Annotated in this window: 9 protein-coding genes; 7 read left to right on the top strand and 2 right to left on the bottom strand. The window is 64.5% G+C overall.

Annotation, left to right across the window (positions count from 1 at the left end; all coding sequences use genetic code 11):
- Nucleotides 1–140: 140 nt before the first annotated feature.
- Complete coding sequence (locus CHB88_RS13290; protein WP_089399938.1) at nt 141–1,199, bottom strand: alkene reductase; 1,059 nt, start codon at nt 1,197–1,199, stop codon at nt 141–143.
- 305 nt (nt 1,200–1,504) lie between these two features.
- On the opposite strand from CHB88_RS13290, the gene CHB88_RS13285 reads away from it, so the two are divergent.
- The 6 genes from CHB88_RS13285 to CHB88_RS13260 all read left to right on the top strand — a co-directional run bounded on the left by CHB88_RS13285 (nt 1,505) and on the right by CHB88_RS13260 (nt 10,297).
- Nucleotides 1,505–2,008, top strand: coding sequence for a hypothetical protein (locus CHB88_RS13285; RefSeq protein WP_089399821.1), 504 nt, complete (start codon nt 1,505–1,507; stop codon nt 2,006–2,008).
- Nucleotides 2,009–2,020: 12 nt separating this feature from the next.
- The gene (locus CHB88_RS13280) at nt 2,021–2,530 is read left to right on the top strand and encodes a DUF421 domain-containing protein (RefSeq protein ID WP_089399820.1); all 510 of its coding nucleotides are present in this window, start codon (nt 2,021–2,023) and stop codon (nt 2,528–2,530) included.
- Between the two features lie 235 nt (nt 2,531–2,765).
- A complete protein-coding gene (locus tag CHB88_RS13275) occupies nt 2,766–5,165 on the top strand; it encodes a hybrid sensor histidine kinase/response regulator (protein WP_176442459.1) in 2,400 nt (799 codons plus the stop codon).
- Between the two features lie 571 nt (nt 5,166–5,736).
- Nucleotides 5,737–7,038, top strand: coding sequence for a dicarboxylate/amino acid:cation symporter (locus CHB88_RS13270; RefSeq protein WP_089399818.1), 1,302 nt, complete (start codon nt 5,737–5,739; stop codon nt 7,036–7,038).
- 108 nt (nt 7,039–7,146) lie between these two features.
- Nucleotides 7,147–8,961, top strand: a complete 1,815-nt coding sequence (locus tag CHB88_RS13265) for a sensor histidine kinase (protein WP_089399817.1) — start codon at nt 7,147–7,149, stop codon at nt 8,959–8,961.
- Entirely contained in the window at nt 8,945–10,297 is a 1,353-nt protein-coding gene (locus tag CHB88_RS13260; RefSeq protein WP_089399816.1) for a sigma-54-dependent transcriptional regulator, read from the top strand. Before CHB88_RS13265 ends, CHB88_RS13260 begins: the two co-directional genes overlap by 17 nt.
- 188 nt (nt 10,298–10,485) lie before the next feature.
- Here CHB88_RS13260 and CHB88_RS13255 read toward each other — a convergent pair whose 3' ends face one another.
- Nucleotides 10,486–10,959, bottom strand: coding sequence for a hypothetical protein (locus CHB88_RS13255; RefSeq protein ID WP_143131264.1), 474 nt, complete (start codon nt 10,957–10,959; stop codon nt 10,486–10,488).
- A gap of 364 nt (nt 10,960–11,323) precedes the next feature.
- Here CHB88_RS13255 and CHB88_RS13250 point away from each other — a divergent pair, with 364 nt between their 5' ends.
- On the top strand, nt 11,324–12,760 hold the full coding sequence (locus tag CHB88_RS13250; RefSeq protein ID WP_143131263.1) for an SEL1-like repeat protein: 1,437 nt from the start codon (nt 11,324–11,326) through the stop codon (nt 12,758–12,760).
- Nucleotides 12,761–12,806: the final 46 nt, after the last annotated feature.

Here is a 12,806-nt window from a genome sequence, read left to right as displayed (position 1 = left end):
GTACTCCTCGATGGTGCAGGACGATGCGAAGGAAATATACAGCAGGACGGGCGCCCGGCCGGCAGCATGACGCCAGCCGCCTGCGCCAACGCAAGCGGCTGTTCGCCGCCGGAACGGGCGCCGATGACAATCCGGTCCGATCAGGCGGCCAGCGCCGGATAGTCGGTGTAGCCCTCGGCCGTCGAGTGGTAATAGGTTTGCGGGTTTGGTTCGTTCAGCGGCGCATTCAGCTCGAAGCGCTTGGGCAGATCCGGGTTGGCGATGAACAGCTGGCCGAAGGCGACGGCATCGGCTTCGCCTGCCTTCAGCAATCGTTCGGCCGTCTCGCGGGTCATCTTCTCATTGGCGATGTAGGCGCCGCCAAACGCCTGCTTGAGCTGCGGGCCGATGCGGTCGTCGCCAATGGCCTCGCGGGCGCAGATGAAGGCGATGCCGCGCTTGCCGAGTTCGCGCGCCACGTAGGTGAAGGTGGCGAGGCGGTTGGAGTCACCCATGGCATGGGCATCGCCGCGCGGCGCCAGGTGCATGCCGACCCGGCCGGCGCCCCAGACCTCGATGCAGGCATCGGCGACTTCCAGCATCAGCCGGGCGCGGTTTTCTATCGAGCCGCCGTAAGCGTCGGTGCGCTTGTTGGTGCTGTCCTGCAGGAACTGGTCCAGCAGGTAGCCGTTGGCGCCGTGAATTTCCACGCCGTCGAAGCCGGCCCGCTTCGCATTCTCGGCGCCCTTGCGGAAGGCGGCGACGATGCCGGGAATCTCGGCGGTTTCCAGCGCGCGCGGCGTGACGTAGCCGCGCTTCGGGCGCACCAGGCTGACATGGCCTTCGGCGGCAATGGCGCTCGGCGCCACCGGCAGCTCGCCGTTCAGGAAGACCGGGTCGGAAATGCGGCCGACATGCCAGAGCTGCAGGAAGATGCGTCCGCCGGCGGCATGCACGGCATCGGTGATCTGCTTCCAGCCGGCGACCTGCTCCTCGGACCAGATGCCCGGGGTATCGGCATAGCCCACGCCCTGCGGCGTGACGGCGGTGGCTTCGGACAGGATCAGGCCGGCCGAGGCGCGCTGCACATAGTATTCGCGCATCAGCGCGTTCGGCACCCTGCCTTCGCCGACGGCGCGGGCGCGGGTGAGGGGAGCCATGAAAATGCGGTTGGGAAGCTCGAGATCGCCGAGCTTGATCGGATCGAACAATGTGGTCATGGGTCTTTCTGCGGAATGGGATGGCGCGCGGCCATCGTTGAACGAGTGTTGAAGGCATGCATCCATGCTGACGGGCGGACCGGCGCCGGTTGCCTGCCGCATGGAAAGAATTGCATGTCGTTCCCGCTATGGTACGCGATGCCGACGAAGCCTGCAGGCGGGCGGCCGCTTGCGGCGGGCAACGTCCATGGCGGTTTTTGGTGACAAAACGACAAGATTGTTGTCCAAGCTGAAACCGGCGCGGAGGGTTCTGCCCGATGCCGTGCCGCCCAATCATTCACGCATTCACACAGGGGAACCGACGAATGGTCAAACGTACCGATTTTCCGGGGCTGGAACTCGAGGTCGACCCCCGGCAGCAAAGGCTGGAGGGCGTGGTGGAACGCGTCGCCTGGGTTGTGCTGGCCGCCTTCCTGATGGCGATCGCCTTCGGCTTGTTCGGCCGGGGCGGCCCGTTGAGCGACTCGGAGGCGGTCTCCGCCGACCGCGATATCGGCATCGAGTACCAGCGCTTCGTGCGCCACCACACCTCGGATACGCTGCGCATCCGGGTGGATGCGAAAGCCGATACCGTACGCCTGAAAGTCAGCGCGGACTACCTGCGGCGCATCCAGATCGAACAGGTGACGCCGCCGCCGCAGCGGGTGGTGATGGAGAAGGGCGCGCTGGTCTACGAGTTCAACGCCCGGCCGGGAAGCATTCACGACATCACTTTCGACTTCATGCCGGAAGGCATAGGCAGCCTGCCGGGATGGATTGCCCTGGAGGGCCGTTCTCGCCTCTCCTTCGAGCAGTTCGTCTATCCGTAAACGGAGACCGCCATGGAAATCATTCTGCGCGCCGCGGCCATCTATTTCTTCCTGCTTGTCCTGTTCCGCCTCACCGGCACCCGCACCCTGAGCGAGCTGACCACCTTCGACATGATCCTGCTGCTGATCCTCAGCGAGGCGGTGCAGAACGCGCTGGTGGACGAAGACAAGTCGGTGGTGACCGGCATCGCGGTGGTGACGACTTTCGTGATGATGGACCTCGGCTTGTCCATCCTGAAGAAGCGCTTCCGCGGCGTTGAGAGGATCGCCGAAGGCGTGCCGGTGGTGCTGGTGGACCGCGGCAAGCTGCTGGAGGAACAGCTGGCCCGCACCCACGTCACCCGCACCGACATCCTGCAGACGGCGCGCCAGGATCACGGCATCGCCGAAATGAGCCAGATCAAGTACGCCGTGCTCGAAACCAGCGGCGGCATTTCCATCATCCCGGTCGAGAAAGACATGGAACAGATGCTGGAAGAGAAGATCGAGGCGGCGCTGCGCCGGGTGCTGGCGCAAAAATAAGGATGCGCGGCTTGGCAAATTCCTTTGTCCTCGTCCGGGCCGCTCGAGCGCGCGAACGGCCTTGAACCACAGGCGGGCGAGGGATGAAGCCGCGCCAGGTTTGTCGTGCATCAACGCCGGCCATGGCAGCCCGACTAAGATGCCTGCGACATTTGCTCCCGTGCTGTCGTCGCCATGCAGGTCGACTATACTGGCGAGTGACCTATCGGCGCCAGTTCCGCGGAGCAAACCAACAATGAAACAACCCTATGCAGCCGCTTTCCTCAGCGGTGGAGGAGAGACCGGCCAGCTCATGCGCACGCACGACTGGAGCCGTTCCCCGCTCGGCGATCCGTCGGGCTGGCCGCAATCGCTGCGTACCGTGGTCAGCCTGATCCTGAACTCGAAATTTCCGATGTTCGTGGCCTGGGGCAAGGAGCTCATCTTCCTTTACAACGACTCCTATGTCGAAGTCCTGGGCAACAAGCATCCTGCCGCTTTCGGCCGCCGCTTTTATGACATCTGGTCCGAGATATGGGAAGACATCAGTCCCATCATCGACCGCGCCATGGCCGGCGAAGCCAGCTTCCACCAAAACCTGCCCTTGCTCATGCATCGCAAGGGCTTCGACGAGCAGACCTGGTTCACCTTTTCCTATTCGCCCGTGCTGGATGAAACCGGCGCCGTGGCCGGCATGTACTGCGCCTGCACCGAAACCACCCAGCAGGTGCTGCTGGAGCGGCATCAGAAGGAAGAGAACGAGCGGCTGCGCCGGCTGTTCCAGCAGGCGCCCGGCATCATGGCGGTACTGCGCGAGCCGAGGCATGTGTTCGAGCTGGTGAACGATGCCTACCTGCAGCTGGTAGGCCGGCGCGAGCTGATCGGCAGGGAAGTGCGCGATGCGCTGCCGGAAGTTGTCGGCCAGGGCTTCGTCGAGCTGCTGGACAAGGTGTACGCCACCGGCGAGCCCTTCGTCGGGCGCGGCATCCCGGTCAAGCTGCAGCGCCAGGAAGGCGACGTGCTGGAGGAGCGCTTCGTCGACTTCGTCTACCAGCCGATCCGCAACTACACCGGCGAGGTTACCGGCATCTTCGTCGAGGGCCATGACATCACCGAGGCGGTACGCGCCAGCACCGCGCTGCGCGAGAGCGAGCAGCGGCTGCGGCAGCTGGCCAATACCATCCCGCAGCTGGCCTGGATGGCCCATTCCAACGGCCACGTTCACTGGTACAACGATCGATGGTATGAATACACCGGCACCACCAACGAGGAAATGGCTGGGTGGGGCTGGCAAAAGGTGTACGACCCGCAGCAGCTGCCCGAGATACTGGAAGCCTGGAAGCATTCCGTTGCCACCGGCACGCCGTTCGAAGCCACCTTCCCGATGCGCTCGGCCAGCGGCGAGTTCCGCACTTTCTACACCCGGGCCGCGCCGCTGCGCGATGCCCAGGGCGAGATCGTGCAGTGGTTCGGCACCAACACCGACGTCACCCAGATCGAGAAGGCGCAGGAAGAGCTGCGCGCGGCGAACCGGCGCAAGGACGAGTTCCTGGCGATGCTGGCGCATGAGCTGCGCAATCCGCTGGCGCCGATCAGCACCGCCGCGCAGCTGCTGAAGCTGAGCGACTTGGACCCGGAGCGCATACGGCGAACCAGCGCCATCATCACGCGGCAGGTGCAGCACATGACGGAGCTGGTGGATGACTTGCTGGATGTCTCGCGCGTTACGCGCGGCCTGATTTCCCTGCAGAAGGAAAGGATCGGCCTGCGCACCATCCTCAGCGATGCGGTCGAGCAGGTGCATTCGCTGATCGAGACCAAGCGCCAGCAGCTGTCGCTCGAGATTGCGGGCGAGATGCCGTCGGTGATGGCCGACCGCACCCGCCTGATCCAGGTTTTCACCAACATCATCAACAATGCCGCCAAGTACACGCCCGAGCATGGCCGCATCGCCGTGCGGGTGAAACAGGACGCCGACCGGGTGCTGGTCGCGGTGGAGGACAACGGCATCGGCATTTCGCCCGAACTGCTGCCTCATGTGTTCGACCTGTTCACCCAGGCCGAGCGTTCGCCCGATCGGGCTCAGGGTGGCCTCGGCCTTGGCCTGGCGCTGGTCAAAAGCCTGGTGGAGCTGCATGGCGGCACGGTATCGGTGACGAGCGCAGGCACCGGGCGGGGAAGCTGCTTCATCGTCAGCCTGCCGGTGGCGGATGGCGGCGATGCCGGCGGCGAAAAGCTGCGCTCCGAAAGCGCCGAGGCGCGAACCGCCAGCGGCCTGACGCTGCTGGTGGTGGACGACAACGTCGATGCCGCCGAAACCCTGGCCCTGCTGCTCGAAACCCAGGGTCATCGCGTGTTGGTGGAGCACAGCGCCCAGCGCGGACTGGAGCGGCTTCATGAAGCGGCGCCCGACCTGATGTTCCTGGACATCGGCCTGCCCGACATGGACGGTTACGACATGGCGCGCCGCATCCGGTCGCTGCGTCTGCCACGCCAGCCGGTACTGGTGGCGGTCACCGGTTATGGCCAGCCGCAGGACAGGGAACAGGCGCTGGCCGCCGGCTTCGATCATCATCTGGTCAAGCCGGTGCAGTTTTCCGCCATCATGGGGCTGATGGCGCAGCACGCCAGCCCGGCCGATGAGGAGTGTCGATGAACGACGTCCTCGACCAATCCGCTTTTCTTCTTCTCCCTGCTGGCGCATTCGGATAGCCACACCGCGCCGGTGCCCTTTCCGCTGCGGGAAGCGAGCCGGGCGCTGCAAGCGCTGCGGTAGGGGCGCCTCCAGAGCGCTGCGGAGCTCCGGCCCTAAGCCGGATTCCAGAAATCTGGACTTCGGGATGGGGCGATTCCGGCGATCCGGACGTCCTTGTCTCTCTCGAGCGTGAATACCACATATAACTCAAGCACTTAGCGCTCTTCACGCGGCGGGCATGCGGATTGCACAAGCTCCGCTGCGCCGCCATGGCCGCCATTACCAGAAACCAGAGGAAACGCCTTCGCCCAAAGCTTCCGCGCCGTCATGCGGCATCGCCCTGATGCTCCATGTCTGCGATGGAAGCCGGACCATGCAACGGACGCGCCGCGCGGCGCTGCCGGCAATGCCGCGAAGCTTCGCCGGGTGATCAGGATGGCGGCCGCCCCATGCGAATGGGCCGGCGGACCGGCAACGACTGATCCGGCGCGCACCGCGTGCCGTCACCATCCATGAGCGAGGAGGCTCGACAATGCAATCCAAGAAACCCTTTTACCGGATCCTGTACGTGCAGGTCCTGATCGCCATCGCGATCGGCATCCTGCTCGGCCATTTCCGTCCCACCCTCGCCGTCGAGATGAAACCTCTCGGCGACGGCTTCATCAAGCTGATCAAGATGGTGATCGGCCCCATCATCTTCTGCACCGTGGTGGCGGGCATTGCCGGCATGCAGGACATGAAGAAGGTCGGCCGCGTCGGCGCCAAGGCCCTGCTGTACTTCGAGATCGTGTCCACCGTCGCGCTGGTGATCGGCCTGGTGGCGGCGCACCTGTTCCAGCCGGGCGCCGGCTTCAACGTCGACATCTCCACGCTCGACGCCAAGGCCATCGCCCAGTATGCCGAGAAGGCGGCCCACGGCGACAGCATGGTCACCTTCCTGCTGAACCTCATCCCCAACACCTTCGCCGACGCCTTCGTCAAGGGCGACATCCTGCAGATCCTGATCCTGGCGCTGCTGTGCGGCTTCGCGCTGGCCATGGTGGGCGAGCGGGGCAAGCCGGTGCTGGACCTGATCGACCGCATCGCCACCGTGATCTTCCAGGTGGTGCACATCATCACCAAGGTCGCGCCGCTCGGCGCCTTCGGCGCCATGGCCTTCACCATCGGCAAATACGGCATCGGCTCGCTGCTGCCGCTGCTCAAGCTGATGGGCACCTTCTACTTCACCGCCGCGCTGTTCGTGCTCGTGGTGCTGGGCGGCATCGCGCGCATGGCCGGCTTTTCCATCACCCGCTTCATTGCCTACATCAAGGAAGAACTGCTGATCGTGCTCGGCACCAGCTCCTCGGAAGCGGCGCTGCCGCACCTGATGGAAAAGCTGGAGCGCATCGGCTGCTCCAAGTCGGTGGTCGGCCTGGTGGTTCCGACCGGCTATTCCTTCAACCTCGACGGCACCAACATCTACATGACCATGGCGGTGGTGTTCATCGCCCAGGCGACCAACACCGATCTGACCCTGACCCAGCAGCTGACCCTGCTGGCGGTGGCAATGCTTACCTCCAAGGGCGCCAGCGGCGTGACCGGCGCCGGCTTCATCACCCTGGCCGCCACCCTGGCGGTGGTGCCGACCATCCCGGTGGCCGGCATGGTGCTCATCCTCGGCATCGACCGCTTCATGAGCGAATGCCGCGCGCTGACCAACTTCATCGGCAACGGCGTCGCCAGCGTGGTGGTCTCCGCTTGGGAAAAGGAGCTGGACCGCAAGAAGCTCGCGTCGCTGGTCGGCACCCGCGCCTCCCGCACCGACGCCGCCCTGGCGAAGGAAACCGCGTAACGCTACGGCGGGCGCCCGCCCGCCGCGTCTGGCCGGCGCATTCTGCTATGATCGGGCCTCGTCCGTGCCACGCCTCCGGACCTCCGTCTGCGTCCACCTCCATCCAGAATGCGCCGCGCTTTTCCCATCGTCGTCCTTTGCGCCGTTCTCGCCGCAACCGGCGGACTTGCCTACCTGTTGAGCTGGCAATATGGCGTATCGGCGGCGAAGCAGGCGGCAACAGTGGATGTCGCCCGTTATGCAGACAACCTCAAGGGACGCCTGGAGCGCAATGAGCTGTTGCCCTACCTGATCGCGCAGCAAGCGCAGGTGCGCGATGTGCTGCAATCCCCATCCCCGGGCCGCGTGGCTGCTGCCAACGCCTATCTGGCCGAGGTCAATCAGCGCGCCCGGATGACCGCGCTCTATGTCATCGCCGCCGACGGCACCGCCCTGGCCGCCAGCAACTGGAACCGCCCCGACAGCTTCGTCGGCGGTCGCTTTGCCTTCCGCCCCTATTTCCAGGCCGCCATGCAGGGCGGCACCGGCCGCTTCTACGGCATCGGCACCACCGTCGGCGAGCCCGGTTATTTCGTGTCGCAGCCGGTGCGCGACGGGGGCCGCATCATCGGCGTGGTGGCCGCCAAGATCAACCTCGAGTGGTTCCGCAATCTCGGCGACGACCGTTCGGCGCCGCTGGTGGTCAGCGACGAGCACCGCATCATCTTCCTGTCCTCGCTGCCGCAATGGCAATATCGCGCGCAGCAGCCGCTGCCGCCCGACGTGCTGAAAACGGTGCAGTCCACCCGCCAGTACCATTCGCAGCAGATCCGGCCGCTGTCGTTCGACGTGCAGCAGCGGCTCGACGGCCACAGCGACATCGTCGCCATCCCGGCCGGCAGCGGCCGGCATTTCCTCGCCGCCCACCACCAGCTCGATCAACCGGACTGGCAGGTGACCTACTACGTGCCGCTGGCGCAGGTGAGGATGAACGCGCGCATCGCCGCACTGGCGGCCGTCTTTGCCGTCGGCCTGGCCTGCGCGCTGGCGTTCACCTGGCGCCAGCGCCGCCAGCGCACGGCGGCGATGAAGCGCTCGCGAATCGAACTGGAACAGCGGGTGGCGGAACGCACCGCCGACCTGAACGACAGCAACCGGCGCTTGCAGCAGGAAGTACAGGAGCGGGTGCGCGCTGAAAGCGAGCTGCGGGCGGCGCAGAGCGAGCTGGTCCAGGCCAGCAAGCTGGCGGCGCTGGGCCAGATGGCGGCCGGCATTACCCATGAGCTGAACCAGCCGCTGGCCGCCCTGCGCAGCTTTTCCGACAATACCCGCATCCTGCTGGAACGGGGCGAGCAGGCCGAGGTGAAGGAAAACCTGCAGGCCATCGCCGACCTCACCGACCGCATGGGCAAGATCACCGGCCAGCTGCGCCAGTTCGCCGGCAAGTCGCGGCCGCGCGATGTCAGCGCCGATCTCACGCAAGCGATCAACAATTCGCTCTCGCTGCTGCGTGGCCGCCTCCACGGCATCGAAGTCGCCGTCCAGCCAGAAAAGGGGTTGCAAGATGCGCGCGTCTGGTGCGACCCGCTGCAGCTGGAACAGGTGCTCATCAACCTGATCGGCAATGCGGCCGAGGCGCTGCGCGAAGGCCAGTCAGGGCAGAACCTGCGCATCGAAGTCATCGTCGACGCCGAGTTGGAAACGGTGCGCATCCGGGTGCGGGACAATGGACCCGGCATCGCGGCCGATGCGCTGCCGCGCCTGTTCGAGCCTTTCTTCACCACCCGCCAGGGCGGCCTGGGACTGGGCCTTCCCATCTCGTCGAGCATCGCCCAGGAATATGGCGGCCAGCTGGAGGCCCGCAATACCGGAAGCGGCGCCGAATTCATTCTCAGCCTGCGCCGCGCGGCGCTGACGCAAGACCAACATGACATCATCCTATAACGGCCTGCAGATCCTCTTCGTCGAGGACGACCACCTGGTGCGCCGCGCCACCCTGCAAAGCCTGCGCATCGCCGGTTTGCAGGCGCTCGGACTGGAATCGGCGGAAGTGGCGCTGCAGCACCTGCGCGCCGACTTTCCCGGCATCCTCGTCACCGACATCAGGCTCGGCGGCATGGACGGCCTGCAGCTTCTGGCGCATTGCCGGCAATCGGCGCCCGACATGCCGGTCATCCTCATCACCGGCCATGGCGACATCTCCATGGCAGTGCAGGCGATGCGCGCCGGCGCTTATGATTTCATCGAAAAGCCGTTCGCGCCGGATCGCCTGGTGGAGTCGGTCAAGCGCGCGCTCGACAAGCGCGTGCTGACGCTGGAAAACCAGGCGCTGCGGCGCGAACTGGCAGTGCAGGGCGGTAACCCGGTGCCGCGCATCATCGGCCGCAGCCCGGCCATCGACCGGGTGCGCCGACTGGTCGCCAACATCGCCGCCACCGAGGCGCCGGTGCTGATCGACGGCGAGACCGGCGCCGGCAAGGAACTGGTCGCCACCAGCCTGCATGAGCTCTCGCCGCGCCGGGACAAGCCTTTCGTCGCCCTCAACTGCGGCGCGATGCCGGAGCAGCTCTTCGAGAGCGAGATGTTCGGCCATGAGGCCGGCGCCTTCACCGGCGCGGCCAGGCGACGCATCGGCAAGCTCGAATACGCCAGCGGCGGCACCCTCTTCCTCGACGAGGTGGAGAGCATGCCACTGACGCTGCAGGTGAAGCTGCTGCGGGTGCTGCAGGATGGCGTGCTGGAACGTCTCGGCGCCAACGAACCGATCAAGGTGGATGTGCGGGTAGTGGCGGCCGCCAAGGGCGACATGGAAGCGCGCATCCGCGCCGGCAGTTTCCGCGGCGACCTTTACTACCGGCTCAACGTGGTGTCGATTTCGCTGCCGCCGCTGCGCGAACGCCGCGAGGATATTGCGCCGCTGTTCGAGCATTTCCTGCTCGACGCCGCGGTGCGCTACGGCAGGCCGGCGCCCATCCTCACCGACGCCCAGCGGCAGGCGCTGGCGCAGCGCGACTGGCCGGGCAATGTGCGCGAGCTGCGCAATGCGGCCGACCGCATGGTGCTGGGCTTGGCCGAGGCAGAGGAGGGCGGCCCCGACGCGCCGCAGTCGCTGAAGGCACGCCTGGAAACGTTCGAACGGGCGGTGATCCAGGAGGCGCTGCAGAAGCACAAGGGCGCGGTGCTGCAGGCGGCCGAGGCGCTGCAGGTATCAAAGGCGTCGCTGTATGAAAAGATCAAGCGCTATCAGCTGCAGACGAGGGAAGGGCAGGAAGAAGGGTGAGGCCTTATAACCTGCGATGCTAACCAAAGCACGAAACAATATTGGCGGATGCATCGGCCTTTCGCTTACCATGGCCCTGTCTCCTCCAACGCCTGATGTTGGAATTTGCCTGGTCCCATCGCGGGACCAGGCTTTTCTTGTGCCCTCCGCTTCGCAGGCGCCCCAGCAAGAAAACTCGAGCGGCTACATCAGCCATAAACCACTTCATCGAACAGGCCGATCTGCACGATGCAATCCGCCGCTTCCGCATCGATATCGGTCGGATCGCCGGTTTCGACGGCCGCACGGATGATTTCGCGGATGGCCGGCGCGACGTCGGTTTCGCCGCCCAGGATGCGCTCGATCGCATCGGCCACGTCCTCCAGGTCCAGCGTGCCGCCCTGGCTCGGATCCTTGGCTACCAGGAAGGTGGCCTCGGTATAGAAGGTCCCGTCGTCATCGTCATCTTCCTCTTCATCGTCCCGGCCATCCTCGTCCTCGGTATAGTCGGACAGGTCGAAATCGCGAATGCGGTCGCTACCCCCGGCCTCATTGCGCTCGCCGCTGGCATCGGCCCAGTAGGAAGAACCGCCCTCGACGGCAAGCTCCAGGACGTGGGAAAGGAATTCGTCGCTCAGTTCATAGGTATCGCCATCGATCGATACCGTCTTCAACGTAGTCATCGGCTTTTCTCCACATGAGTCCGACTGCTAAGCATGCACTCCGCAAGAATATATGCATGCTGCAAGGCAATCGCGGGATGCGATTGGCAGATATGCATCGTGTCTAGCGCTATGAATGGAAATTCCGCGATTCGTTCTGCTTTTATCTATTGGAAGGGCAATAACACACCGGCTGTAAATCAATGAAGGAGTTCGAAGACACCTGCCTGACTACCCAATAGGCGTTATTGCGTTTAAGAAATTCCATGATAGACTCGTTGCCACTTTAGTCATTAAATTTCAGGAACGAAACCATCGACAGATTTCGTTCCTGATCTACGACGTGACCCACGTGGCGGAAACTTAGACAGTCTTTGATCAATCCATGTCGTCGATGCCAAACAGTTCCCGCGCCAACGAGGCCCGCGCCCCCAGCATCGCGGCGAGCCAAGGCGAAGACATGCCCGGCCGGGCGGAAATCCACCTGGATGCGGCGGATTCCGGCAATGTTGATCGATTGCGGATGAAGCTCGGCGTCGTCGTCGCCGGCGGCGTCTTGGTCATCGCTGCGGCGATGCTGACGGCATGGCCATCCATGCACAAGAAGGGGTTTCTGCACGCGTCCACCAAGGCGGCCGGCCAGACGTCATCAAACGCTCCAGAGGCGACTGACGCACATTTCGACAAGGCACTGCGGTTGGTGCGAACTTTCTTCGACAGGACGCACGAACTCCCCGATCCTAACCCGCTGGCGACCAATCCTGAGCTGGTAGATATACGCAATGCCCTCCAGGAGTCGATGAACCGCAACAGCGGCGAAGCGAAATATCTGATGGGCCTGCTGGCTTATCTTAGCCGTGAGCGGGCGTTGCAGCAGAAAGGGGCTGCCTTGATCCAGGCAGCGGCCGACGAAGGCTTGTTTATTGCCCGCCTCGACAGCGCTATCCTGCTGAAGAAATCGTATCCGCTGGATGATCTGCATTTCCGTGCAGCGCTAAAGGCGGCCAATGCCGGCGTGAAGGTGGCACAGATAGAAGCCGCGCGCTATTTCGCTTCCTTCGGCAGGAAAGATCAGGCTGCCGAATGGGCAATCAAGGCGCTGGCCAACACCCATGTCGGCGATCCGTCCGATCCCCTGTTCGCGTTTCGTATGGCGTTGGGCGGCGCGACGACATCAACTGTGCTGAAGCAGTACGAGGCATTGGCCAAGTACCTGCTTGCGGCGGTGCGGATGGAGAGAGCAAACACCGTCGAACAGCGTAGCCAAGCCTTGGCGCTGCTGGAGGAAGCTTCCCTGGGCGGCATCCGGCAAGCAGGCTTGGATTTGGCAAGGATGAAGCTGTCGGACAAGTCCGAACGCGCGCATCCGGAACAGGCACTTGCGCCGCTGCAGCGGATCGCCGGCAGCCCGCCTGGGCGAAACGGCTGCCTCGTGCATTTCGAAGAGTGCGCCGAAAGCCATCGCCAGGAGGCGATGTACCTGCTGGCGGTGAACCAGATCGGCGGCACGCCCGGATTCGACTCGGTCGGCAATCCCTTCCCCATGCTGGAAGAGCTGACGTCTCTGCAGTTCAATCCGGCCAAGGCCCTGCTTGGCTGGTGCCTGGTCAATGGCATCGGCATTCCCAGGGAAGCGCGCCGGGGGATCGGTCTTCTCAATGAAGCCGCCGCCGCAGGCGACAAGGATGCCAAATACTGGCTCGGCCGCGCTTTCCTGGAAGGCAAAGGCCAGGCGGTCGACAAGGACAAGGGCCGTGCCCTGATCAAGGAAGCAGCCGACCTCGGCAATCCGAATGCCGCCGCATTGCTCGACTCCCATTAACTCTCATGCCGATGCGCCATCCATGAACAAGCACTTCAATCTCCTT

This window comes from Noviherbaspirillum humi, from assembly GCF_900188095.1.
Lineage (GTDB): Bacteria > Pseudomonadota > Gammaproteobacteria > Burkholderiales > Burkholderiaceae_D > Noviherbaspirillum > Noviherbaspirillum humi.
The sequence above is the reverse complement of the archived record's forward strand: the minus strand, read 5'-3'. Positions and strand labels throughout refer to the sequence as shown.

Excerpts from the sequence above, each read along its gene's own strand:
- CHB88_RS13290 (WP_089399938.1), bottom strand. The coding sequence starts at position 1,199 with ATGACCACATTGTTCGATCCGATCAAGCTCGGCGATCTCGAGCTTCCC.
- CHB88_RS13285 (WP_089399821.1), top strand. The coding sequence starts at position 1,505 with ATGGTCAAACGTACCGATTTTCCGGGGCTGGAACTCGAGGTCGACCCC.
- CHB88_RS13280 (WP_089399820.1), top strand. The coding sequence starts at position 2,021 with ATGGAAATCATTCTGCGCGCCGCGGCCATCTATTTCTTCCTGCTTGTC.
- CHB88_RS13275 (WP_176442459.1), top strand. The coding sequence starts at position 2,766 with ATGAAACAACCCTATGCAGCCGCTTTCCTCAGCGGTGGAGGAGAGACC.
- CHB88_RS13270 (WP_089399818.1), top strand. The coding sequence starts at position 5,737 with ATGCAATCCAAGAAACCCTTTTACCGGATCCTGTACGTGCAGGTCCTG.
- CHB88_RS13265 (WP_089399817.1), top strand. The coding sequence starts at position 7,147 with ATGCGCCGCGCTTTTCCCATCGTCGTCCTTTGCGCCGTTCTCGCCGCA.
- CHB88_RS13260 (WP_089399816.1), top strand. The coding sequence starts at position 8,945 with ATGACATCATCCTATAACGGCCTGCAGATCCTCTTCGTCGAGGACGAC.
- CHB88_RS13255 (WP_143131264.1), bottom strand. The coding sequence starts at position 10,959 with ATGACTACGTTGAAGACGGTATCGATCGATGGCGATACCTATGAACTG.
- CHB88_RS13250 (WP_143131263.1), top strand. The coding sequence starts at position 11,324 with ATGTCGTCGATGCCAAACAGTTCCCGCGCCAACGAGGCCCGCGCCCCC.